Raw genomic sequence first — 23,405 nt, 5'->3', positions numbered from 1 at the left:
CGGGCGGATCCCGGTGCGGAGCCGCGCGCTTTTACCGTTCGTCATCGCGTTCGCCGTGTCGGCGTGCAGCGAGGAGCCGCGCGATGCGCAAGTTGCCGCGCCGCGCCAGGGCATGATGGACGGAATGCCAGCCGATGCGCGCGGCATGCGCAAGGTCGCGACTTTCGATGCCGACGTGCTGGTCCTCAAGCGCCGCAATTATGGCGGGCTGTTCGGGGACAAGTTGTCCGAATACTCGCCCGTCGACCTTGCCGTCGCGTGGAGCGAGGGCGCGCGGGCCGAGGTGCATTCCCAGATCGACATTCGCCAGTCGGGCCGGTTCTATTACTGGCGCGCGGGGCCGGATGCCTGGCAGGACCCACGTGTCCGCCGGTTCGGCAAGAATTCGGCCAACTGGCACCTGATCCCGGCGAACGAGGCAATTGCCGAGCGGATTGACGACATCGACGAAAACGAAATCGTGGGCCTCAAGGGCTATCTCGTCGACATCGACGGACCCGATGGCGGCCGGTGGCGCACGTCGCGCACCCGCAACGACAGCGGGGCAGGGGCGTGCGAGATCATCCTCGTGACCGAAGTGCGCGCCTACGACGAGGCGGCGTGAGCAATGCGTGAAAGCCCCCGAGTGAGTGGCTCCGTGTGGGAGATCAGTCCCGCTCGGCCAGCCACTCCTCGAGCCACTTGATCGTGTAGTCGCCGTTCAGGAAATCGGTCTGACGGATCAGTTCCTGATGCAGCGGGATCGAGGTATGCACCCCTTCGATCACCATTTCCTCCAACGCGCGCTTCAGCCGCATGATGCAACCTTCGCGCGTGCGGCCATAGACGATCAGCTTGGCGATCATCGAATCGTAGTAGGGCGGAATGCGGTAACCCGCGTAGAGCCCCGAATCGACGCGCACGTGCATGCCGCCCGCAGCGTGATAGTTCTTCACCTCGCCCGGGCTGGGCGCGAAAGTGAAGGGGTTTTCCGCGTTGATGCGGCACTCGATCGCGTGGCCGGTGAAGCGCAGTTCGTCCTGCGTCACCGATAGCGGCTTGCCATCGGCGATACGGATCTGTTCGCGCACAAGGTCGACGCCGGTGATCGCCTCGGTCACCGGATGCTCCACCTGAAGGCGGGTGTTCATCTCGATGAAGTAGAACTCGCCACCTTCCCAAAGGAACTCGATCGTGCCCGCACCGCGATAGCCCATTGCGGCCATCGCATCGGCGCAGACCTTGCCCATGCGGGCGCGTTCGTCGGCGCTGATGACGGGCGAGGGCGCTTCTTCGAGCACTTTCTGGTGGCGACGCTGAAGCGAACAGTCGCGTTCGCCCAGGTGAATGGCAGTGCCTTCGCCGTCGCCGAAAATCTGGAATTCGATGTGGCGCGGGTTGCCGAGATACTTCTCGATATAGACCGTGGCGTCGCCGAACGCGGATTTCGCCTCGCTGCCGGCCTGCTTCATCAGGGTTTCGAGGCTTTCTTCGGCCTCGCACACCTTCATGCCGCGGCCGCCGCCGCCCGATGCCGCCTTGATGATGACGGGATAACCGATTTCGGCCGCGATCTTGCGGGCTTCGTCGTAATCCGAAACCGCACCGTCCGAACCGGGCACCAGCGGCAGGCCCAGATCGCCGGCCGATTTCTTGGCCGCGACCTTGTCCCCCATGGTGCGGATGTGTTCGGGCTTGGGCCCGATCCATTTCAGGCCGTGCGCCTCGACGATTTCGGCAAACTTCGCGTTTTCGGAAAGGAAGCCGTAGCCGGGGTGGATCGCATCGGCGCCCGAAATTTCCGCCGCCGAAATGATCGCAGCCATGTTCAGGTAACTGTCGGTCGCCGAAGGCGGGCCGATGCAGACGGCCTGATCGGCCAGCCGCACGTGCATGGCGTCGGCGTCGGCGGTGGAATGGACCGCCACCGTCTCGATGCCCATTTCATGCGCGGCGCGATGGACACGCAGCGCGATCTCGCCGCGGTTGGCGATGAGAATGCGCGAAATTGCCATGGCTTGTCCCCGTTCAGTCGATGACGACGAGCGGCTGGTCGAATTCGACCGGCTCACCGTTGCCGACGAGGATCTGGCTGATCGTGCCGGCCTTGGGCGCGGGGATCGCGTTCATGACCTTCATCGCCTCGACGATGAGCAGCGTTTCGCCTGCCTTCACGGTTTTGCCGACCGTGATGTAGTCGGGCGCGCCGGGTTCGGGGGCGAGATAGCAGGTGCCGACCATCGGCGATTTCACCGCATCGGTCGGAACCGCCGGGGCGGCGTCCGCCGCGGGTGCGGCCGCAGGTGCCGGTGCGGCAGCAGGCGCAGCGGCAACCGACGCCGCGACGGGCGCGGCGGCAATCGCGGCGCGCGATACCTTGATCTTGCGATCGCCGTCCTCGACCTCGATCTCGGTCAGGCCGGTTTCACCGAGCAGTTCGGCAAGTTCGCGCACGAGTGCGCTGTCGACATTCATTCCGCCAGTACGGCGGCCGGTGGGGGTCTTGGCTTCGCCCATGTAGTCCTCGGCTAAGCAGTTACGGGTTGCAGGCGGCGCTACGCGCAGCCGGAACGCTTCGCAAGAGCAAAGGGCCAAGTACCCCCAGCGGCGGACTTTCGCGCCTTAGCGGTCCGTGCCCCTGGCCTTCCCCCACTGGCGCGCCACCGTATAGCCCAGATAGCCGGTGCCGAAGAGCGCGTAGAGCGGTTCGGGAAGCCCGTTGAGATAGCGCGTCATCCCCTCGGCAATGGCCAGTGCGGCGGTCGGATCGAATGCGGCGACAAGGCCCATGGGGATGGCGAAAAGGATCATCGCGTACATGACGTAAAGAAAGCCGGGTCGCGCCCGGCTGGTCCATGGGTCGGCGGAATTGGCCTCTGCCACGATGGCGGCGAGGCGCGCTTCGACCATCTGCATCTCGTGCGTGCCTTCCAGCTTCAGCAGTTCGAGCTTGGCTTTTTCGCGGGCATCCTTGTCGGGAATGACCTTGTCGATGATGCGGGTGATCGGAACGATGAGCGAATCGAGAACGGGCAAGGGGCGATCTCCTGTTTTGACGAGTGTTTTTCGTATGGGAGCCGCAGAAAGAGCATTGCGCGCAGGCAGTAGGAAAATAAATTCGCGTATCGGTTGGGATCAAAGAAGGACGCACGCCTTGGCGGTAAGGATCAGGTCACTGACGGGAAACGGTATAGAGGCAGCGATCCCCGCGCTTGCCGCCTTGCGCATCGCCGTGTTTGCCGAGTGGCCCTATCTCTATGATGGAGACCTTGCTTACGAGGAGGAGTACTTGCGCGAATTTGCCGCCGCGCCCGCTGCGGTGCTGGTGGCGGCGATGGACGGGGACCGGATGGTGGGTGCCGCCACGGCATCGCCCATGTTGGCGCAGAAGCAGGCGTTCCGCCGACCTTTCGAGGATCGCGGCCTCGCCACGCAGGACATGTTCTATTTCGGGGAGTCCGTTCTTCTGCCCGAATACCGGGGACAAGGGATCGGCCACGCCTTCTTCGACCATCGCGAGGCGCAGGCGCGCAAATCCGGCGCGGGCACGGCCTGCTTTGCGGCAGTGGTTCGGCCTCTCGATCATCCTGACAGGCCGTCCGATTACCGGCCGCTCGACACGTTCTGGCAGGCGCGGGGGTATAGCAGGGTGCCGGGATTGGAGACCGGCCTTGCGTGGAAGGATCACCGCGACACCGGGGAAACGGAGAAGACGATGCAATACTGGATGCGAGAGCTGTGACGGTGCGTTAAAAGCTGCCGTGAATTGTGCAATCCTGGTTGTATCTCGCGCCAATTGGTTTTCGTGTGGTGGAATTCACCTGATTGACGTTCAGATAAGGTGATAAACGCCTTGGTGAACTTGCTAGAGTAGCTTCCTGCTCGAAACAGCCGCGCGATTCATGGCTGTGCGCAGGAGGCGAGGACCGATGAACGAGTACCAGACCGGGTTCGGAAACGAATTCCAGACCGAGGCGGTGAAAGGTGCCTTGCCCGTCGGGCGCAACAGCCCGCAAAAGCCTGCTTTCGGCCTTTATGCAGAGCAGTTTTCGACCAGCGCCTTCACCATGACGCGGGCCGAGAACAAGCGGGCCTGGTTCTATCGGATGCGTCCGACGACGGCGCATGGGCCTTTCGAGCCGTTCGATGCGAAGCTGCGTCTCGCCAGTGCGCCTTTTCCCGATGCCAGCCCGAACCGCTATCGCTGGGATCCGCTGCCGATGCCCGAGGGGCCGACCGACTGGCTTGAAGGGCTGGTCACCTATGGCGGCAATGGCGACGTTGGCACGGGTGCGGGGATCGCGGTCCACATCTATGCCGCGAACCGTTCGATGGAGCGGCGGGTGTTCCAGTCGAGCGACGGCGAACTGCTGATCGTCCCGCAACTGGGCACGCTGCACATCGATACCGAGATGGGCCGCATGGACGTGCCGCCCGGCCATGTCGCTGTGATCCCTCGCGGATTGCGTTTTGCCGTGCGGCTCAGCGAACCTTCGCGCGGTTATGTCTGCGAAAATTACGGATCGCCCTTCCGCCTGCCCGACCTTGGCCCCATCGGCGCGAATGGCCTTGCCAATCCGCGCGATTTCGAAACGCCGGTCGCCTGGTTCGAGGACGCGGACCGCGACACCGAATGGGTGCAGAAGTTTCAGGGCAAGCTCTGGCGCACGATGCTTGACCATTCGCCGTTCGATGTCGTCGCCTGGCACGGCAATACCGCGCCCTTTCGTTACGACCTGTCGCGCTTCAACACGATCGGAACGATCAGCTTCGACCATCCCGATCCTTCGATCTTCACCGTGCTGACCTCGCCCAGCGAAGTGGCCGGCACGGCGAACTGCGATTTCGTGATTTTCCCGCCGCGCTGGATGGTTGCCGAGGATACTTTTCGGCCCCCATGGTTTCATCGTAATGTGATGAGCGAATTCATGGGACTGGTGCAGGGCGTCTATGACGCGAAGGAAGGCGGGGGCTTCGTGCCCGGCGGCGCCAGCCTGCACAACCAGATGAACGGTCACGGGCCCGATGCGGAAAGCACGAAGCGGGCCATGCAGACCGCGCTGCGGCCCCAGAAGATCGCCGATACGATGGCTTTCATGTTCGAAAGCCGCTGGGTCATCCGTCCCACGCTTTTCGCGCTGACCAGCCCGACGCTGCAGGACGATTACGACGCCTGCTGGAAGGGTTTCAAGAAGGCGCAATTGCCGCGCTGATCCGGGGCCCGACCCCGGAAGGTAAGGAAACAAATGCTCGACCATACTCACGACGCCCATGCCAGGAGCTGGGTCGCAGACGTCAACGACCATCCCGAATTCCCGGTTCAGAACCTGCCGCTCGGCATTTTCTCGCCCAAGGGAGAGCGGGACCGGCGCGGCGGTGTCGCGATCGGCAGCAAGGTGCTGTGCCTGCGCGGTGCGGCAGGCCTGCTTTCCGGCAAGGCGGCAGAGGCGGCGAAGCTGGCCGATGCGACTTCGCTCAACGCGCTGTTCGCAGATGGCAACGAAATGGCCGACGCGCTGCGGCTGGGCCTGTTCGAACTCCTGACGGACGAGGGTAAGGCCGCAGAGGCGGGCAAGATGCTGTTCGCGGCGGACGAGTGCGACTTGTTCGTGCCGTTCCATGTCGGCGACTACACCGATTTCTTCACCGGGATCGAGCACGCCAAGAACATCGGCGCGCTGTTCCGGCCCGACAATCCGCTCTTGCCGAACTACAAATATGTGCCCATCGGCTATCACGGGCGGAGTTCCTCCATCCGGGCAAGCGGCGCGGACGTCATCCGTCCGTCGGGCCAGACGAAGCCTGCGGACGGCGAAACCCCGCCGTTCCAGCCCAGCGCGCGTCTGGATTACGAAATGGAGATGGCGATCTGGACCAGCGGGTCGAACGACCTGGGCAAGCCGGTCACCATTGGTGAGGCGGGAAGCCATATCGCGGGTCTGTCGATCCTGAACGACTGGTCGGCGCGCGACCTTCAGGCATGGGAGTACCAGCCGCTGGGGCCGTTCCTTGCCAAGAACTTCCTGTCGACCGTGTCGCCATGGATCGTGACGAGCGCGGCGCTTGCCCCCTTCCGAACGGCACAGCCGGAGCGGCCCGAAGGCGATCCCAAACCGCTCGATTACCTTTGGGATGATGGCGATCAGAAGTCGGGTGCCTATGCGATCTCGATGGAAGTGTTCCTTTCCACCGCGAAGATGCGCGAGGCGGGGCAGGAGCCGCACCGCCTCAGCAAGGGGCCGATGACCGCCATGTACTGGACCGCGGCGCAGCTTGTCGCGCACCACACGGTGAACGGCTGCAACCTTCAACCGGGCGACCTTCTGGGCACGGGCACGCTGTCGGGGCCGGATGCTTCGAGTTTCGGTTCGCTGATCGAACTGTCTGGCGGCGGCAAGACGCCGATCGAACTGCCCAATGGCGAAACCCGCACGTTCCTTGAAGATGGGGACGAGATCATCATGCGTGCCCATGGCGAGGCAGACGGCGCACGCACCATCGGGTTTGGCGAGTGCCGGGGCCGGGTCGTCGGCTGATGCCGCTCACGCTGCATGGCTGTTGGCGATCGGGCACCAGCTATCGCACGCGGATCGCGCTGAACCTCAAAGGGCTGAAATACGCGCAGATCACGCACGATTTGCGCAAGGGCGAGCATGAGACGGCGAGCTACACCGCGCTTGCCCCTCAAGGGTTGGTGCCCGCGCTTGAGATCGGAGAGGGCGTTGCCCTGCCGCAAAGCGTGGCGATCCTCGAATGGATGGAAGAGACGCATCCCGAACCGCCGCTGCTGCCCAGGGACGCCAATGATCGCGCAGTATGGCGCGGGCTATGCCTACGGCGATATGCCAACGCTGGTGGACTGCTATCTCGTGCCGCAAGTCTAATCGGCGCAGCGGTTCGGATCGGACCTGTCCACCTATCCGAACCTGCTGGCGGCTTATGAAAAGGCGGCGCTGCATCCCGCCATCGCGGCGGCGCATCCCGACCGGCAGCCCGACTCCGATTAGGCGTACTGGAACTTGGCCGCTTCCAGCCTGTCCTGCATCTTGGCGCGCAGCAGCGTGACCAGTCCGCTGACCTTGGGCGAAAGATGCCGCCGCGTGGGATAGATCGCCCAGATCGGCTCGTCCTCCGGCCGTTCGTCTTCCAGAACTTCCTGTAATCGCCCCGCGGCCAGATGTTCGCGCACGTAGAAGGCGGGCAACTGGCACACGCCCATTCCGGCAAGGCAGGCCTCGAGCACGGTGGTCCCGCTGTTGCAGTTCCAGCGCCCGCGCGGGCGGTAGGTCTGGCCGCGCCGGAAGTGCCACTGCGACGATGATCCGACAAGGCAGTCGTGCGCGGTCAGTTCCCCGATCTCGCGCGGTTCCCCGTGTGACGAAAGGTAGTGGCGCGAGGCGACCGTCACCAGCTCGCGCTGCGCCACGCGGGTGGCTATCAGGCGCGAGTCTTCCAGATGCCCGGTGCGCACGGCAAGGTCGTAGCCGCGACTGACGATATCGACCACGTCGTTGTCGAGATCGAGCGTGACGACGAGCGCCGGGTGCTCCTGCGCGAATTCACGCACGAGCGGGGCGACGAACCGTTCGCCCAGCGAATAGGAGCAGGTGAGGCGCAGCGCCCCGCGCGGCTGGTCCTGCGATGCGATGGCGGCAATGGCCTCCTCGCGCTCGTCCACCAGTCGCTGGCACTGTTCGATGAAGATGCGCCCCGTGTCGGTCAGGAAAAGCGATCGGGTGGTCCGGTTGAAAAGCTGCGTTTCCAGCCGCGCTTCCAGCCGGGCGACGGCGCGGCTCATATGCGTGACCGAGGCGCCGAAAGCCCGCGCGCCGGCTGTGAACGATCCCGCGCGCGCCACGGCGACGAATTCCTCGATCCCGTCCCAACCGCCGATCATGATTATTGCCTCACAGTGATAATGCTTTGCCAAAATCGCTGTTTATCACCGGATGGTGCTATTGCTAGAGCGTCGTCAAAGCAATTCACGCGATCAAGGAGCAAATCGAAATGAAAACCCGCGCCGCCGTCGCCTTCGAGGCGAAAAAGCCGCTCGAAATCGTCGAAGTCGATCTTGAAGGCCCCAAGGAAGGCGAAGTCCTGGTCGAGATTATGGCGACCGGCATCTGCCATACCGACGCCTACACCCTCGACGGGTTTGACAGCGAAGGCATCTTCCCCTCGATCCTCGGCCACGAAGGCGCAGGCATCGTGCGCGAAGTAGGCCCCGGCGTGACGAGCGTGAAGCCCGACGATCACGTCATCCCGCTCTACACGCCCGAATGCCGGCAGTGCAAAATGTGCCTGTCGGGCAAGACCAACCTGTGCAGCGCGATCCGCGAAACGCAGGGCAAGGGCGTGATGCCCGATGGCACCAGCCGCTTTTCCTACAAGGGCGAGACGATCTTCCACTACATGGGTTGCTCGACCTTTTCGAACTTCACCGTGCTGCCCGAAATCGCGGTCGCCAAAATCCGCAAGGACGCGCCGTTCAAGACCAGCTGCTACATCGGTTGCGGTGTCACGACGGGCGTGGGTGCGGTGACCAACACGGCCAAGGTCCAGGTTGGCGACAACGTCGTCGTCTTCGGCCTGGGCGGTATCGGCCTTAACGTCATTCAGGGTGCGCGGCTGGCCGGTGCGAACAAGATCATCGGCGTGGACATCAACCCTGACCGTGAGGAATGGGGGCGCAAGTTCGGCATGACCGACTTCCTCAACACCAAGGGCATGAGCCGCGAGGACACCATCGCGAAAATCGTGATGATGACTGACGGCGGTGCCGATTACACCTTCGACGCCACCGGCAACACCGAAGTCATGCGCACCGCGCTCGAGGCGTGTCACAAGGGTTGGGGCACCAGCATCATCATCGGCGTCGCCGAAGCGGGCAAGACCATCGAGACCCGTCCGTTCCAGCTGGTCACGGGCCGCAACTGGCGCGGTACGGCGTTCGGCGGGGCCAAGGGCCGCACCGACGTTCCCAAGATCGTGGACATGTACATGACCGGCAAGATCGAAATCGATCCGATGATCACCCACGTCATGGGCCTGGAAGAGATCAACACCGCCTTCGACCTGATGCACGAGGGCAAGTCGATCCGATCGGTCGTCGTGTTCTAAAGTATTGGTGGTATTCGATCTGTCGGTGGGCTTAGCTGCCGGCAGATCGAAGAAACCAAAGGAGAGCGATCATGTTCAGTCACGTCCACCTCGGCGCCAACGATGTCGAAGAATCGCGCAAGTTCTACGATGCGCTCATGGCAACGCTGGGTGCGGGTCCGGGGACCTACGATGCCGAACGCAATCGCTACATCTACAGCCACGACGGCGCGATGCTGATCGTAGGCGAACCGCTGGACGGTAAGGAAGCGACGCCGGGCAACGGCATGACCATCGGCTTCAAGGTCGCGGACGAGGACATGGGCCGCAAGTGGTACGAAACCGCCTGCGCCAATGGCGGCACCGGGATCGAGGAAGCCCCCGGCGTTCGCACCAAGGCGGTGGGCGAACTGTTCCTCGCCTATGTCCGCGACCCCTCCGGCAACAAGCTGTGCGCGCTGAAATTCATGGGATGACAATGACGATCGAAACCGTTTCGACGAACAAGGCCCACGGCGGCGTGCAGGGCGTGTACAAGCACGTCTCTGCCGCCACCGGGACCGAAATGACCTTTTCCGTATTCGTGCCGGACCATGCGCCGGACGAAAAGCTGCCGGTTCTCTGGTATCTTTCGGGGCTGACCTGCACCCATGCCAACGTGACGGAAAAGGGCGAGTACCGTGCGGCCTGTGCAAAGCACGGCATCATCTTCGTCGCGCCCGATACCAGCCCGCGCGGCGACGACGTGCCCGATGACGAAGGGTATGATTTCGGCAAGGGTGCGGGCTTCTACGTCGATGCGACCGAAGAGCCCTGGGCGAAGCATTTCCAGATGCGCTCCTATATCGAGAAAGAGCTTCCCGAACTCGTCGCCGCGAACTTCGCGGCCGATATGGAGCGGCAGGGCATTACCGGCCATTCGATGGGCGGTCACGGCGCGCTGACTATTTCGCTGCGCAATCCGGGGCGGTTTTGTTCGACCAGCGCCTTTGCCCCGATTGTCAGCCCGCTGAACTGCCCATGGGGCGAAAAGGCGCTGACCGGCTATGTCGGTTCCGACAAGGCGGCATGGCGCGAATACGATGCCTGCGCCCTGATCGAAGACGGTGCGCGCTTGCCCGACTTGCTTGTCGACCAAGGGCTGGCCGACAACTTCTTTGAAGAACAGCTCAAGACCGGACTGCTTGAAAAGGCGGTCGGTGAAGCGGGGATGACGGCGACGATCCGCTTGCAGGAAGGCTATGACCACTCCTACTATTTCATCTCGACCTTCATGGCCGAACACGTCGCGTGGCATGCCGAACGATTGAAGGCATAGGGCGACGGCCGGGCCGGCATGGTATATGCTGACGTTGGAGTGAGTCAGTTGACGAAGACCATAGACGAGATCGTCGCCCGGCATGCCGGGCGCGAAGGCGCGCTGCTTCCTGTCCTGCATGACGTGCAGGCCGCGCTTGGCGCGATCGACGCGGAGGCGGAAACCCGCATCGCGCATCTCCTGAACCTGACCCGCGCCGAAGTGCACGGGGTCGTCAGCTTCTATCACGACTTCAAGGCGAAACCCGACCCGCGCCCCGTGGTGCAGGTCTGCCGCGCAGAGGCCTGCCAGGCTCGCGGGATCGAGGGGATGATGCCCGCCGTGACCGCCGCGGCGGGTGACCGGGTGAGGGTCGAGACAGTCTATTGCCTTGGCCTTTGCAGCGTCGGACCCAATGCCCGGATCGGCGACGATCTTCACGCGCGGCTGGATGAAGGCGCGCTGACCAAACTGGTGGAACGGGCATGAACACGGTTCGCATATCCGACGATGCCGTCGCCCGCGCCTGCGGGGCGGACCGCGTGGTCGACGCTTTCGAAAAGCTCGGCTGGACGGTCGAACGCGTGTCGAGCTGGGGCATGCACTGGCTGGAGCCGCTGGTTGAGATCAATGGCGTCGGCTGGGGCCCCGTATCCGCCGATCGCGTGGCCGAAATCGCCGGGGGCGGCGCGGACGACATCTGCATCGGCCCGGTCGCGGCGCACCCTTTCATCGCCAGCCAGCAGCGCCTGACTTTCGCGCGCGCTGGGCGGACCCGACCCTTGAGCCTTGACGATTATGCCGAAACCGGCGGCTGGGCAGGGCTCGACCGTGCCCGCGCCATCGGTAGCGAACGGGTGCTGGCCGAAATGGTCCAGTCGCGGCTTCGCGGTCGCGGCGGGGCGGGTTTTCCCGCCGGCATCAAGTGGCAGACGGTGGCGAAAGCGGAAGGTTCGCGCAAATACGTCGTCTGCAACGCCGACGAAGGCGACAGCGGCACGTTTGCAGACCGCATGGTCATGGAAGGCGATCCCTTCGCCCTGATCGAGGGCATGGCGATCTGTGGTCATGCCGTCGGGGCGGGGCAGGGCTATGTCTACTTGCGCAGCGAATATCCCGACGCCATCGCCAAGCTGAACGCCGCGATTGAGCTTGCCGCGCCGCGCATCGCCCCGTTCCGCATGGAAGTGCGCGTGGGCGCGGGCGCCTACGTCTGCGGCGAGGAAACGTCGCTCTTGAACAGCCTCGAGGGCAAGCGCGGCGAAGTGCGCGCCAAGCCGCCTCTGCCCGCGTTGAAGGGCCTGTTCGGGTGCCCGACGGTGGTGAATAACGTCCTGACGCTTGCCGCCGTGCCGCACATCCTGACCGCGGGCGGGGCGGTGCGTTATGAAAACCTCGGCATGGGCCGGTCCAAGGGCACGATGCCGATCCAGATCGCGGGCAACGTGAAGTATGGCGGGCTTTATGAAACCGCGTTCGGCGTCACCTTGCGCGAACTGGTCTATGATATCGGCGGCGGCACTGCTTCCGGCCGCCCGGTCAAGGCCGTGCAGGTCGGCGGGCCGCTGGGCGCCTATATTCATCCCGACCAGTTCGACATCGCCTTCGATTACGAAACCTATACCGCTGCCGACGCGCTGATCGGCCATGGCGGCATCGTGGTGTTCGATGACACGGGGGACATGGCATCGCTGGCGCGTTTCGCGATGAAGTTCTGCGCGGCGGAATCGTGCGGCAAATGCACGCCGTGCCGCATCGGATCGGTGCGCGGCATGGAGATCATCGAACGGATCCTGGCCGGTGGGCGCAGCGCCGATGCGGTCGAAAAGCTGCCCCAGATGCACAATGTCCGCGTGGCAGAGCGCAGCCTTGAGGAGCAGGTCGCCTTGCTGGAAGACCTGTGCGAGACGATGAAGTTCGGATCGCTCTGCGCGCTGGGCGGCTTCACGCCCTATCCGGTGCTTTCCGCGCTGCGCCACTGGCCCGAGGATTTCGGCCTTTCGAAACAAACGGTCGCGGCATGATCGGCACCGAACAGGCACGCGTCCGGCGGCTGGGTCTGGAACAGGCGGGCGACGATGAACTTGTCCGCCCGCTGGCCATCGAAACGCCGGTCGCCATCGAATACAACGGGCTGGGCTATGCCGTGATGATGGCAACGCCCGACCGTCTGGAAGATTTTGCGCGCGGGTTCACCCTGTCCGAAGGGCTGGTCGATGCGGCATCGAAGATCGAGGCGATCGACGTCCACGAAACTGTCGATGGCTGGATCGTGCGTATCGCGCTTCCGCCAGAGGCGATGGAGCCGGTGATTGCACGGGCGCGCACCCGCGTTTCGGAATCGAGCTGCGGGCTTTGCGGCATGGACAACATCGCCGAAGTTCTGCGCCCGATGCCGCGCATCACCGCCCGGATCGAAACGACCCGCGAAGCCATCGCCGATGCGCTACGCCGGTTGCACCATCACCAGCCGATGGGCCTGCGTACCGGGGCCATGCATGTTGCCGCCTTCTGCGCGCCGGACGGCACGATCATCCTCGCCGCCGAAGACGTCGGGCGGCACAACGCGCTCGACAAATTGATCGGCGCGATGGCGCGCGAAGGGCGCGATGCGGGCGAGGGGTTCATCCTGCTGTCGGCGCGGTGCAGTTTCGAACTGGTTGAAAAAACGGTGCGAGCGGGCTGCCCGCTGCTTGTCACCATATCGGCACCGACCAGCCTTGCGGTCGACCGTGCGGCGCAATCCGGCCTTGCGCTGGTCGCGCTGGCGCGGCGCGATTCCGCGCTTGTTTTCGGCGATCCGCAGGGCATTCTGCAGCTTGAGGGAGAGGCCTGATGGGATACGCGAAACAGCCCGACTTCGGCACGCCAGAAGTCCGTAGCGACAAGACCGTCACGCTCTCCATCGACGGGCGCGATGTTACCGTGCCCGAAGGCACCAGCGTTATGCGCGCGGCGGCCGAGATCGGCGGCGACATTCCGAAACTGTGCGCGACCGACATGGTGAAAAGCTTCGGCTCCTGCCGCCTCTGCCTGGTCGAAGTCGAAGGGATGCGCGGCACGCCCGCATCGTGCACCACGCCGGTCACTGACGGGATGGTAGTCAAAACACAGACCCCGCGGCTGGAAAAACTGCGGCGCGGCGTGATGGAGCTTTACATCTCCGACCACCCGCTGGACTGCCTGACGTGCAGCGCCAACAACGATTGCGAGCTTCAGGACGCGGCGGCCGACGTGGGGCTGCGCGATGTGCGCTATGGCTATGACGGCGCGCACCACCTTGGGCAGGCGCCTGACCTGTCGAACCCCTATTTCCTCTTCGCGCCGGACAAGTGCATCGTCTGTTCGCGCTGCGTGCGGGCGTGTGACGAGGTGCAGGGCACGCTGGCCCTGACGGTCGACGGGCGCGGTTTTGCATCGAAGATCAGCGCGGGCACGCAAGAGGACGATTTCCTGTCCAGCGAATGCGTATCCTGCGGCGCCTGTGTGCAAGCCTGCCCGACCAGCGCGCTCATGGAAAAGAGCGTGAAGGAACACGGCAAGCCTGAACGTTCCGTCGTCACGACATGTGCCTATTGCGGTGTCGGCTGCACCTTCCGCGCGGAAATGCGCGGTGAACAACTGGTGCGCATGGTGCCGTGGAAGGAAGGCAAGGCGAACCGCGGCCATTCCTGCGTGAAGGGCCGCTTTGCCTGGGGCTATGCCAACCACAAGGACCGGATCACCACCCCGATGATCCGCGATTCCATCGACGAGCCATGGCGCGAAGTCAGCTGGGCCGAGGCGATCAGCCATACCGCCGGTCGTCTGCAGGACATCCGCGCACAGCACGGCGCACGGGCGCTGGGCGGCATCACGTCCAGCCGCTGCACGAACGAGGAGACGTTCCTCGTCCAGAAACTGGTTCGCGGCGGGTTCGGATCGAACAACGTCGATACTTGCGCGCGGGTGTGCCATTCGCCCACCGGCTACGGCCTGAAAACCACGTTCGGGACGAGCGCGGGGACGCAGGACTTCGACAGTGTCGAGCACAGCGACGTCATCCTTGTCATCGGTGCGAACCCGACCGACGCACACCCTGTTTTCGCCAGCCGCATGAAGCGGCGCCTGCGCGAAGGGGCCAAGCTGATCGTGATCGATCCGCGCCGGATCGACCTTGTCCGCTCGCCCCATATCGAGGCGGAACATCACCTGCCGCTGCAACCCGGCACCAACGTTGCGGTGCTGACCGCGATGGCGCACGTGATCGTGACCGAGGGGCTGGTCGATGCGCAATTTGTGCAGGAACGCTGCGAGATCGATGCGTTCGAGGACTGGGCCCGCTTCGTTGCGGACGAGAGCCACAGCCCCGAGCGGCTGGAGCCCGTCACCCGCGTCCCGGCAGAGGACTTGCGCGCTGCGGCGCGGCTGTTCGCCACTGGCGGTAACGGGGCGATCTATTACGGCCTTGGCGTGACCGAGCACTCGCAAGGGTCGAGCACGGTCATGGCCATCGCCAACCTTGCCATGGCAACCGGCAATATCGGCCGCCCCGGCGTGGGCGTGAACCCCTTGCGCGGGCAGAACAACGTGCAGGGCGCCTGCGACATGGGGTCTTTCCCGCACGAATTGTCGGGTTATCGGCATATTTCCGATGCCGAAACCCGCGCCCTGTTCGAAAGCGACTGGGGCGTGACGCTGGATGCAGAGCCGGGCCTGCGCATCAACAACATGCTCGACGCTGCGGTCGATGGCACCTTCCGCGCGATCTACATACAGGGCGAGGACATTCTTCAATCCGACCCCGATACCAAGCATGTCGCCGCGGGGCTGGAGGCGATGGACCTTGTTATCGTCCACGACCTGTTTTTGAACGAGACCGCGAACTACGCGCACGTTTTCCTGCCGGGTAGCACGTTCCTCGAAAAGGACGGCACGTTCACCAATGCAGAACGCCGGATTCAGCCCGTCCGCCGCGTCATGGACCCTGCGAACGGGTACGAGGACTGGCAGGTCACGCAGCTTCTGGCGAACGCGATGGGGCTGGGCTGGGACTATGGCCACCCCAGCGAGATCCTGGCCGAGATCGCTCGCCTGACGCCGACTTTCGCGGGCGTGACCTGGGAACGTTTGTGCGATGAAGGTTCGCTGCAATGGCCGGTCAACGAGGCCAACCCCGATGGCGCGCCGGTCATGCATGTCGATGGCTTCGTGCGCGGCAAGGGGCATTTCGTCGTCACCGAATATGTGCCGACCGATGAAAAAACCGGCCCGCGTTTCCCGCTCCTGCTGACGACGGGTCGCATCCTGTCCCACTACAACGTCGGTGCGCAGACGCGGCGCACCGCCAATACCGCGTGGCATCCGGAAGACCTGCTGGAAATGCATCCCACAGACGCGGAAAATCGCGGGCTGAACGAAGGTGACTGGGTAAAGCTGGCCAGCCGCAAGGGTGAAACCACGCTTCGCATCAAGGTGACGGACCGCGTTGCGCCGGGCGTGGTCTATACCACGTTCCACCACCCGGAAACGCAGGCGAATGTCGTCACCACGGACTTCTCCGACTGGGCCACGAACTGTCCCGAATACAAGGTGACCGCGGTGCAGGTCACCGCGTCGAACGGGCCGACCGACTGGCAGGAAAACTACGCCGACCTGTCCGAACGTTCCCGCCGCATCAGTCACGAGGCTGCGGAATGAGCGAGACGCACCGGTCCGATACCAAGGCCCGCCTGATCTACATGGCGAACCAGATTGCGCGCAATTTCTGCGCGCTGGACCACGAGGCCGCTGCTGCGGCGACTGCCGATCACATCGTACAGTTCTGGGACCCGCGGATGAAGGCGGCTATTTCGGGCGACGAAGCCGACCTGTCGGAAATTGCCGCGCGTGCTTTCGTAATCCTGCGCCAATACGGGGAACCTGCGCCGCAGACGCGGGCAACCGTGTTCAATGACGTCGACGAAGGCGGCCGTTCCGACGCGGGCTAGGGCCTTGCCTGCCCCGGCTTTTGAAGCGCCCCGCGAGCATGGGCGTGTTCGAGATGTTCCAGCAGCGCGCTGTGCAGCGGGCGAGTGAAGGACAGGCCGCAGAACGACCCGTACTGCCAGCGTACCCACGCCGAGACCGGAGCAAGGTTGCCGATCGCGATCGACAGGCCCTTGCCGGGGGAAAGCGGTTCGACCCCGCTACGCAGGCGGCATCCGGTTTCGGAAATGTCGATGACCGATGTTGCGAACTCGGCACCTTCGTCGGTCCGGTATCCGGCGGGTATCCTGACCCGTGAACGATGATCGTGGCGTAAAGTCATGCCCCACTTATACCTCGCCCCGGTTTAATGATTCGTCCCTTCGGAGCGATCCATTATTGCACAAACAGGGGCGATTTTGCGCAAATTCGCACATGGTCTGACAGGGTTTCGGGCAGTGTCTTGCGATGGCCATGTCCGTGATGCACTGTGCCCCTAGCTGCCGCGCGGGCACCGTGCCCGCGTCAGCCATGATGGAAAAGGGGGCCGTCATGCTTAAATTCGTAATGGTCACGGCCTGTGCGACTTTCGCGCTTTCGGGCTGTTCCGCGTCCGACGAACCGGCCGCAGTTGCCACACAGGCCGAAGACCCGGCGCCTGCCGAAACCAAGGCTGCCGACGCCGACTATGTCCCGGCGCAGCAGGTTGCCGACATCCCGATCGAACGGGTCGAATTCGCGGACGGGGAGAACGCGATCACGATCGCCGATTCGATCACCGGTTACGAGACAGTAGACTACGTCCTGAAACTTCCGGCAGGGGTGCCGCTCAACGTTTCGATGGCGACGCAGCATACCGCGACCTATTTCAACCTGATCGCTCCGGGGGAGGAGGACGTCGCCTTCTTCGTCGGTTCGACATCGGGTAACCAATATGAAGGTATGACCGAATTGGCAGGGGACTACCGCATAAGGGTCTATATGATGCGTAGCGCCGCGCGGCGCGAGGAGACTGCCGATTACCGACTTGAAATCATCGCCGGATAAGGGCTCGCTGCCCCGCACGGTCAAACGTCATCGCCTGTCGACACGGGCGTGGCACTGGCTGAACGTCGTTGCCGTTTTTACTCTGCTGATGAGCGGGTTGACGATCTTCAACGCGCATCCGCGCCTCTATTGGGGGCAGTACGGGGCAAATCCGGACTATGCGTGGCTGCGTATCGGCGCGACGCGCGGGGGTGACGGGTTCCTGCGCATCGGTTCGCTGACGGTCGAGACGACGGGCGTGCTGGGCGTGTGGGAAAAGGACGGACGCACGAGTACGCGGGCCTTTCCGCACTGGATGACCCTGCCGTCGCACTACAGCCTTTCCGAAGGGCGAAAGTATCACTTCCTTGGCGCGTGGATGCTGGCAATCGCGGGCGTGCTTTACCTGTTGTGGTCGCTGGTCAACCGGCATGTCTGTCGCGATCTCGTGCCACGCCAAACGGAAATCACGCCCGGCCACTTGTGGCAGGACATCAAGAACCATGCCCGCCTGCGCCTGCCGCGCGGAGAGGCGGCGGCAAGGTACAACCCGCTGCAGAAACTGGCCTACCTGTCGGTCCTGTTCGTGATCCTGCCGGTGATGGTGCTGACGGGGCTGGGGATGAGCCCGATGATGAACAGCAGCTGGGGCTGGATACTCGACCTGTTCGGCGGGCGACAGTCGGCGCGATCGGTGCATTTCATCGCCGCGTTCCTGCTGGTCGCGTTTATCGTCGTCCACCTTGTCATGGTCGTTGTCGCGGGGCCGGTGAACGAAATCCGGTCGATGATCACGGGCCGGTTCCGCCTGCCGGCAGAGAAGGGAGATGCGGCATGATTATCGGACGCCGCAAGCTGATCGCGGGGCTGGGCGCGGGGATCGCGCTGGGCGGGTGCCAGAAGATACTGGAGACCGAACCGGCGGATCGGCTGGCCTCCTCGCTCGACCTGTTCACGCGCGATGCGCAGCGGCTGGTGACAGGCCCCGACGCACTGGCCCGCGAATATGCGCCCGAGGACCGCAGCCCCGATTTCCGCGCCAACGGTTCGCGCACGGTGGATACGCCCGAATATCGGCGACACCTGGCGAACGGCTTTGCCGATTGGCGGCTGACGGTGGGCGGCATGGTCGCGCGGCCGCTGTCGCTGTCCATCGCAGACATGCAGGCCATGCCCACGCGCACCCAGATTACGCGGCACGACTGTGTCGAGGGGTGGAGCGCGATCGGGCAGTGGACCGGAACGCGGCTGTCGCACCTGCTGACCCTTGCGCGGATCAGCGAGAAGGCGCGTTACGTGCTGTTCCGCTGTGCCGACAGTTTCGGGGATACGCCCTATTACGAATCGATCGACATGATCGAGGCGATGCATCCGCAAACGATCATGGCCTGGCGCATGAACGGGCAGCCTTTGCCCGAACGCCACGGCGCACCCTTGCGCCTGAGGGTGGAGCGCCAGCTCGGTTACAAGCACGCCAAATATGTGACCGGCATCGAGGTGATCGAGGATTTTCGCACCATCGCGGGCGGGAAGGGCGGTTATTGGGAAGATCGAGCCGGATACCAGTGGTGGGCCGGTATCTAGGCCCGGCGGGATCGACGGAAGAAGCGCAGTGACCCCTGCCGAATTTCTGGACCTTGCCCTGCGCAACCGCGTGAATCGCGTGCTGCTGGACCGACTGGGGGAGATAGGCCTGCCCCAATGTTACCTGACGGCGGGTTGCCTGTTCCAGACCGTCTGGAACGTGAGGTCGGGCCGCGATCCGCACTGGGGTATCGCCGATTACGACGTGTTCTACTTCGACGACAGCGATCTCAGTTACGAGGCGGAGGACAAGGTGATCCGCAAGGTCGATGCCGAAACGCGCGACATTGGGGTAAAGGTGGAAGTGCGCAATCAGGCGCGGGTCCACTTGTGGTACGCCGACCGTTTCGGCGGGGAATACCCGCCGCTGGCCTCTTCGAAAGAGGCGATCGAGCGGTACCTGATCCCGTGCACCTGCATCGGGATCGCGGTGCCCGGCGGCGAACTGTTCGCGCCATACGGACTTGAAGAGACTGCGCGCGGGCTGCTGCGCCCCAATCCGGTGAACTACAAACCGGACCTGTTCGCAAAGAAGGCGGAAAGCTATCGCGAACGCTGGCCGTGGCTCGAAATCGATCCGGTTTGTCCTGACGCTCGGTAAATTACCGCCTTTGTAACTTGATCCTTGGGTGTCCCGGCGGCTTTTCTGTGCGCGGGATTTTTGCGTGCGGACTGCCGGTGCCGACAGGGGGGCGGTGCTGCTGCCCGACGACCGATGGGGGATTACCGGAATGAACAAATTTGTCGGCGCATCGCTCGCCCTTTCACTGGTTGCCATGCCGTGCGCCGCGCAGGCAGAGGACATGAAACCGGAAAAGCTGGTCGAGCTTCTGTCCGAATGCGCATACGTCGTCCACGAGGTCGGCGCCGAAAAAGCGGGCATCCGTTATGGCAGCGAGCAATGGCAGTCGGTCCTTGCCGAAGTCAGCCAGAAGGCCGGTATCGACCCGCTGCCCTTCCTGCACCAGGCCAAGGCGAAGTACGAACGCAGCGCCAAGAAGATGGGCGCGGACTGGACCTACAAACGCATGATCGCCCGCGCACAGGATTGTGACCAGCAGCTCTGACCGCTTTGTGATTCGGGCCGGATATGTGCCGATGAAACGCCGTATCGCCGCCGCTGCCGCCCTTGCGGTCGTGATCGGTCAGCCTCTTGCGGCAAACGACCGGGACGAGGAGCTGGCAACGCTTGTCACCGTGCTCGAATGCAATATGGCGCTGATGCTGATGACCGAGACGACCGGCGTTCCCTATGCCGTCGATCCTGACACCATCGCCATCGATTACGAAGCACGGCTTCGCCTTTCCAGCTTCACCGATGAAGAGGTGACGGCCGAAATGAAGCGCACTTGGCACGAATATCGGGATACGCACGGGCAGGATGCGTTCTATTCCTATGTCGAGGGGGCAGCGGATGAATGTACCGCGATCTACCTTGAAAAGGCACGCACGCCCGCACCCGCACCCGCACCGCAGCCAGCGTCGTCCGGTCCGGCCAAGGTCATCACGGCGGACTATCTGCGCGATCATCTGAACCGCAACGGCGACTATCGCTCGGTCGCGGACTTCATCGTCTATACGCTTCCCGACGGGAAAGACCCGTTCAAGGAAAACGCGATGGGCGAACTTCTGGGTCAGATGGTGGTCGAAACCGGAGCCAAGGGCGTGATCCGGTTCAGCGATGCGGCAATCATGGCAATGATCGCGCACCGTTACTGGCAGTACAATCCGCCTGCGTCGCGCATCGTCGATGCCGAATACCGCCGCCGATTACGGGTGAAGAACTATACCGCGCAAGAAGAAAGCCGCTGGGCCCAACGGGCCGCGGCCGACCGCGCCGAACAGGCCCGCCGCGCCGATGCGCCGTGGGTCGGTTCCATCGGCAAGCACTGCGAAAAGTACATGGAACCGGCCGGCCCGGGCACGCCTGCCTATTGGGTGACGAAGTGCCGGTGACGCGTAAGGCTTGAGGGCAAGGGCGGGGTTTCGGTCGCCCTCTCTCCCCATTCAGAGCAGGCGGCGTTCTTCCAGAAGGTCGGGCAGGTCGTTTTCGTAAAGCACGACGTCCTCGGGCTTTGCTTCCTCCTGCAACGCCTCTCTCGCGTCGGCGAAACTCGCGACTTTGATCGCGGTCTTGCCGTTGGCGGCAAGGGCTTTCAAGAAAGTGGCTATGCGCGATGGGTTCACGGCATAGACCACGTCGGCCAGCCCCGCGGTATATTCGCCAAGGGCGGCGTGCACGCGGTCATGCTCGATCCCCAGTTCGGCAATGCCGGGGGTGACTAGGATCGCTCGCCCGCCGCGCTGTTTCGCCAGTTCCGAGGCGACCGCGACGGCATTGCGGAAACCGGCCTCGTTCGCATTGTACGCATCGTCCAGCACCAGCGGCTGACCGGGGCTTTCACGCTTCTGCAGGCGATGCGGCACTTGTTCGACATCGGGCGTGACTAGCGGAATGCGGGTCGCGATGGCAGGGTCGATGATCCACGCGGCAGCGACCGCCAGGGCGGAGTTCGTGACGTTGTGTTCGCCCAGAAGCGGCAGTTCGTATTCGAGCCGCGTGCCGCCCGCGCCCTCGCGGCGGTCTTCCAGCACGATCTTCCAGTCCGCCTCGACCAGCGCGGCAGACACGATGCGGATGTCGGCGCTCTCTTCCGGCCCGACGGAGACGACCCGGCCGGGAAAATCGGCGCGCAGTTTCTGGAACGGTTCGTAGGCCAGAACCTGTGTCGCCACGATCGCCGTGCCGCCGTTTTCGCAAACGTCCTCGACCAGTTCGGACTTGGCCTTGGCGATGTTCTCCACCGAACCGAACCGTTCGGTATGCGCATCGCCGATGGCGGTCACGATGCCGAAATCCGGCTTCACGAAATTGCACAGGCGCTGGATCGACCCGATGCCATAGGCACCCATTTCCGCGATGAAATAGCGGTGGCTCCACTGCAGCCGTTCGCGGATGTGACGCGTCAGGCCCAGCACGGTGTTGATCGATCCGCGCGAATAGAACACCGGCCCGGACACGGCGAGGACTTCGGCAAAGATGTGCTTCGTCGTCGTCTTGCCAAAGCTGCCGGTGATGCCGATGCGCTTCGGGTTCAGGCGGGCAAGTTTGGCCCGTGCCTCGTCTATATAGCCCTCGTTGATCCGCTCCTGCGCCGGGGCGAGGATGCGATTGGCCAGGATCAGGGTGAGAGGCAGGAGTTGCAGGGCGATAATCGCGAACAGGATGCCGATCAGCGAGAGTAGCAGGACAATCCCTGCAAAAACCGCCGCCAGCTTGCGAATGCGGCGCACGCGTTCGGTCAGGACCAGCGGTTTCTTGTACCCGTACCGGCTTTCCCGCCACGCAATCCACGCGATCGCGGCAGAGGCGACGAGCGATGCGGCAAGGCTCAAGCCCGATCCAAGGTTCAGCAACCGGATCGCGACTGTCGCGATCAGCAGCGCCAGCAGCACGAGGCTGGCTCGCACGTCGTAAAGCCGCACCCGGCGCACCGCGCCAAGGAAGCGCGATCCGTTGTATTCCTCCTGCTGGAAATAGGTGAGCAGCGTGTGCAGCCGCACCCATGCCAGCGCGCCCAGCGCGAACAATTCGACGAAAAGCGCGAGCAAGAGCGCCAGGTCCACGAGGCCGATATCGATCATGCGCCCGCTCCCGGTATGGTCACCGCTTCCTTGATGGCCAGCGCGATCTGGTGCCGCCCGCGATCGAGGATCGAGATATGGTCATAATGCGGGCACTCGACATAAGTGCTGTTCGGGACCAGGCCCGCGATCTTCTTGCCGATTTCGGGCGGGGTTTCGGTATCCGCGCTGCCGTAGATCAGCGTCGTTTCGGTCGGAATGCGGGGCAGGTCCGCGCTCTGGTCTTCGGAAATCGTGGCGACGAAGATGTCGCGCATTCCGGTTTCCCGGCTCATCACGTAATCCGGGCTGCCGAATTTCTTTTCCAGCGCGATCAGCTCATCCTCGGTCGTGGCCTGCGCCTTCAGCTTCTGGAACTTGCGACCGTTCCACTTGCGCTTCCAGCGTTCCTTGGTGGTGACGTCGCGCGGAACGCCCGCGCCCGCCACGATGACGAGGTGATCGAGCATCCCCGGCGACTGCACGCCGAGCCGCAATCCGACGCGCCCGCCAAAGCTGTGCCCGACCCAGACGCACTTCGATATGCCCAGGTCGCCCACGATGTACCGTGCCATGTATTCGGCGTATTCCACCGTTCCCCATGCATCTTCGGGCCGCTCGGACTTGCCGTGGCCGGGAAGATCGAACAGGTAGGCATCGATCGACGGGGCAAGTGCCTCGGCAACGGGAATGAAATCGCGGTGCGACCGGCCCCAACCGTGGCCGAAGACCACGACTGGCATGCCCGGCGTGCCGATCCTGATAAAGTTGGGAGGCTGCATGGCCCCCTTCTTACAGCGCCCGCGATGGCGCACAAGTTGACACCTGCGAGTCGCACACAGGGTGCGAC

26 protein-coding genes are annotated in these 23,405 nt (G+C 63.8%); 19 read left to right on the top strand and 7 right to left on the bottom strand.

Translation table 11 applies throughout. The features are described from left to right. Window positions 1-13: 13 nt before the first annotated feature. Window positions 14-604: a hypothetical protein gene (locus tag FAX90_RS04035; RefSeq protein WP_144095741.1), complete on the top strand. Its 591-nt coding sequence runs from the start codon at window positions 14-16 to the stop codon at window positions 602-604. A 43-nt stretch (window positions 605-647) separates the two neighbouring features. On the opposite strand, the gene accC is transcribed toward FAX90_RS04035, so the two are convergent. The 3 genes from accC to FAX90_RS04020 all read right to left on the bottom strand — a co-directional run bounded on the left by accC (window position 648) and on the right by FAX90_RS04020 (window position 3,015). Beyond that, a complete protein-coding gene (gene accC / locus FAX90_RS04030) occupies window positions 648-1,994 on the bottom strand; it encodes an acetyl-CoA carboxylase biotin carboxylase subunit (RefSeq protein WP_144095739.1) in 1,347 nt (448 codons plus the stop codon). Between the two features lie 13 nt (window positions 1,995-2,007). Then, window positions 2,008-2,454, bottom strand: a complete 447-nt coding sequence (accB, locus tag FAX90_RS04025) for an acetyl-CoA carboxylase biotin carboxyl carrier protein (protein ID WP_144096829.1) — start codon at window positions 2,452-2,454, stop codon at window positions 2,008-2,010. 147 nt (window positions 2,455-2,601) lie between these two features. Next, window positions 2,602-3,015: a holin family protein gene (locus tag FAX90_RS04020; RefSeq protein WP_144095737.1), complete on the bottom strand. Its 414-nt coding sequence runs from the start codon at window positions 3,013-3,015 to the stop codon at window positions 2,602-2,604. A gap of 118 nt (window positions 3,016-3,133) precedes the next feature. Here FAX90_RS04020 and FAX90_RS04015 point away from each other — a divergent pair, with 118 nt between their 5' ends. The 4 genes from FAX90_RS04015 to FAX90_RS04000 all read left to right on the top strand — a co-directional run bounded on the left by FAX90_RS04015 (window position 3,134) and on the right by FAX90_RS04000 (window position 6,922). After that, window positions 3,134-3,721 (top strand): GNAT family N-acetyltransferase, encoded by a 588-nt coding sequence (locus FAX90_RS04015; RefSeq protein WP_240704705.1) that lies wholly within the window; start codon window positions 3,134-3,136, stop codon window positions 3,719-3,721. A 187-nt stretch (window positions 3,722-3,908) separates the two neighbouring features. Further along, window positions 3,909-5,192, top strand: coding sequence for a homogentisate 1,2-dioxygenase (gene hmgA / locus FAX90_RS04010; protein ID WP_144095733.1), 1,284 nt, complete (start codon window positions 3,909-3,911; stop codon window positions 5,190-5,192). A 33-nt stretch (window positions 5,193-5,225) separates the two neighbouring features. Continuing rightward, window positions 5,226-6,515, top strand: a complete 1,290-nt coding sequence (gene fahA / locus FAX90_RS04005; RefSeq protein WP_144095731.1) for a fumarylacetoacetase — start codon at window positions 5,226-5,228, stop codon at window positions 6,513-6,515. Then, window positions 6,515-6,922 carry a glutathione S-transferase N-terminal domain-containing protein gene (locus FAX90_RS04000; RefSeq protein WP_170234853.1) on the top strand — a complete coding sequence of 136 codons (408 nt, stop codon included), beginning with the start codon at window positions 6,515-6,517 and terminating at the stop codon, window positions 6,920-6,922. The genes fahA and FAX90_RS04000 overlap by 1 nt, the downstream gene beginning before the upstream one ends. Window positions 6,923-6,982: 60 nt before the next feature. Here FAX90_RS04000 and FAX90_RS03995 read toward each other — a convergent pair whose 3' ends face one another. Continuing rightward, window positions 6,983-7,876: a LysR family transcriptional regulator gene (locus FAX90_RS03995; protein ID WP_205700613.1), complete on the bottom strand. Its 894-nt coding sequence runs from the start codon at window positions 7,874-7,876 to the stop codon at window positions 6,983-6,985. Window positions 7,877-7,986: 110 nt separating this feature from the next. Here FAX90_RS03995 and FAX90_RS03990 point away from each other — a divergent pair, with 110 nt between their 5' ends. The 8 genes from FAX90_RS03990 to FAX90_RS03955 all read left to right on the top strand — a co-directional run bounded on the left by FAX90_RS03990 (window position 7,987) and on the right by FAX90_RS03955 (window position 16,344). Beyond that, on the top strand, window positions 7,987-9,099 hold the full coding sequence (locus FAX90_RS03990) for an S-(hydroxymethyl)glutathione dehydrogenase/class III alcohol dehydrogenase (RefSeq protein ID WP_144095729.1): 1,113 nt from the start codon (window positions 7,987-7,989) through the stop codon (window positions 9,097-9,099). A 71-nt stretch (window positions 9,100-9,170) separates the two neighbouring features. After that, window positions 9,171-9,554 carry a VOC family protein gene (locus FAX90_RS03985; RefSeq protein WP_144095728.1) on the top strand — a complete coding sequence of 128 codons (384 nt, stop codon included), beginning with the start codon at window positions 9,171-9,173 and terminating at the stop codon, window positions 9,552-9,554. Between the two features lie 2 nt (window positions 9,555-9,556). Then, window positions 9,557-10,396 (top strand): S-formylglutathione hydrolase, encoded by an 840-nt coding sequence (fghA, locus tag FAX90_RS03980; RefSeq protein ID WP_144095726.1) that lies wholly within the window; start codon window positions 9,557-9,559, stop codon window positions 10,394-10,396. Between the two features lie 48 nt (window positions 10,397-10,444). Then, entirely contained in the window at window positions 10,445-10,864 is a 420-nt protein-coding gene (locus FAX90_RS03975; RefSeq protein WP_240704704.1) for an NAD(P)H-dependent oxidoreductase subunit E, read from the top strand. Beyond that, window positions 10,861-12,399 carry an NADH-ubiquinone oxidoreductase-F iron-sulfur binding region domain-containing protein gene (locus FAX90_RS03970; RefSeq protein WP_144095721.1) on the top strand — a complete coding sequence of 513 codons (1,539 nt, stop codon included), beginning with the start codon at window positions 10,861-10,863 and terminating at the stop codon, window positions 12,397-12,399. Before FAX90_RS03975 ends, FAX90_RS03970 begins: the two co-directional genes overlap by 4 nt. Beyond that, window positions 12,396-13,211, top strand: a complete 816-nt coding sequence (gene fdhD / locus FAX90_RS03965; RefSeq protein WP_144095719.1) for a formate dehydrogenase accessory sulfurtransferase FdhD — start codon at window positions 12,396-12,398, stop codon at window positions 13,209-13,211. Before FAX90_RS03970 ends, fdhD begins: the two co-directional genes overlap by 4 nt. After that, window positions 13,211-16,054, top strand: a complete 2,844-nt coding sequence (gene fdhF / locus FAX90_RS03960) for a formate dehydrogenase subunit alpha (RefSeq protein ID WP_144095717.1) — start codon at window positions 13,211-13,213, stop codon at window positions 16,052-16,054. The genes fdhD and fdhF overlap by 1 nt, the downstream gene beginning before the upstream one ends. Further along, complete coding sequence (locus tag FAX90_RS03955) at window positions 16,051-16,344, top strand: formate dehydrogenase subunit delta (RefSeq protein WP_240704703.1); 294 nt, start codon at window positions 16,051-16,053, stop codon at window positions 16,342-16,344. The genes fdhF and FAX90_RS03955 overlap by 4 nt, the downstream gene beginning before the upstream one ends. Here the strand turns inward: FAX90_RS03955 and FAX90_RS03950 are convergent. Then, the gene (locus FAX90_RS03950; protein ID WP_144095715.1) at window positions 16,341-16,664 is read right to left on the bottom strand and encodes a PilZ domain-containing protein; all 324 of its coding nucleotides are present in this window, start codon (window positions 16,662-16,664) and stop codon (window positions 16,341-16,343) included. The genes FAX90_RS03955 and FAX90_RS03950 overlap by 4 nt on opposite strands. A 209-nt stretch (window positions 16,665-16,873) precedes the next feature. On the opposite strand from FAX90_RS03950, the gene FAX90_RS03945 reads away from it, so the two are divergent. From FAX90_RS03945 to FAX90_RS03920, 6 genes are all read left to right on the top strand, one after another. Further along, a complete protein-coding gene (locus FAX90_RS03945; protein ID WP_144095713.1) occupies window positions 16,874-17,368 on the top strand; it encodes a hypothetical protein in 495 nt (164 codons plus the stop codon). After that, window positions 17,349-18,185, top strand: a complete 837-nt coding sequence (locus FAX90_RS03940) for a cytochrome b/b6 domain-containing protein (RefSeq protein ID WP_144095710.1) — start codon at window positions 17,349-17,351, stop codon at window positions 18,183-18,185. Before FAX90_RS03945 ends, FAX90_RS03940 begins: the two co-directional genes overlap by 20 nt. Then, window positions 18,182-18,931, top strand: coding sequence for a molybdopterin-dependent oxidoreductase (locus FAX90_RS03935; protein ID WP_144095708.1), 750 nt, complete (start codon window positions 18,182-18,184; stop codon window positions 18,929-18,931). Before FAX90_RS03940 ends, FAX90_RS03935 begins: the two co-directional genes overlap by 4 nt. A gap of 28 nt (window positions 18,932-18,959) precedes the next feature. Next, window positions 18,960-19,532, top strand: a complete 573-nt coding sequence (locus FAX90_RS03930; RefSeq protein WP_144095707.1) for a nucleotidyltransferase family protein — start codon at window positions 18,960-18,962, stop codon at window positions 19,530-19,532. A 130-nt stretch (window positions 19,533-19,662) separates the two neighbouring features. Then, a complete protein-coding gene (locus FAX90_RS03925; protein WP_144095705.1) occupies window positions 19,663-19,998 on the top strand; it encodes a hypothetical protein in 336 nt (111 codons plus the stop codon). A gap of 31 nt (window positions 19,999-20,029) precedes the next feature. Next, the gene (locus FAX90_RS03920) at window positions 20,030-20,887 is read left to right on the top strand and encodes a hypothetical protein (protein ID WP_144095703.1); all 858 of its coding nucleotides are present in this window, start codon (window positions 20,030-20,032) and stop codon (window positions 20,885-20,887) included. Between the two features lie 51 nt (window positions 20,888-20,938). On the opposite strand, the gene FAX90_RS03915 is transcribed toward FAX90_RS03920, so the two are convergent. Both FAX90_RS03915 and FAX90_RS03910 read right to left on the bottom strand, forming a co-directional pair. After that, entirely contained in the window at window positions 20,939-22,576 is a 1,638-nt protein-coding gene (locus FAX90_RS03915) for a Mur ligase family protein (protein WP_144095702.1), read from the bottom strand. Then, entirely contained in the window at window positions 22,573-23,337 is a 765-nt protein-coding gene (locus FAX90_RS03910; RefSeq protein ID WP_144095700.1) for an alpha/beta fold hydrolase, read from the bottom strand. Before FAX90_RS03910 ends, FAX90_RS03915 begins: the two co-directional genes overlap by 4 nt. Between the last annotated feature and the right edge of the window lie 68 nt (window positions 23,338-23,405).

This window comes from Croceicoccus sediminis (genome assembly GCF_007570835.1).
Taxonomy (GTDB): Bacteria; Pseudomonadota; Alphaproteobacteria; order Sphingomonadales; family Sphingomonadaceae; genus Croceicoccus; species Croceicoccus sediminis.
Note: the sequence above shows the minus strand (reverse complement) of the source record. Positions and strands in the feature narration are given on the sequence as shown.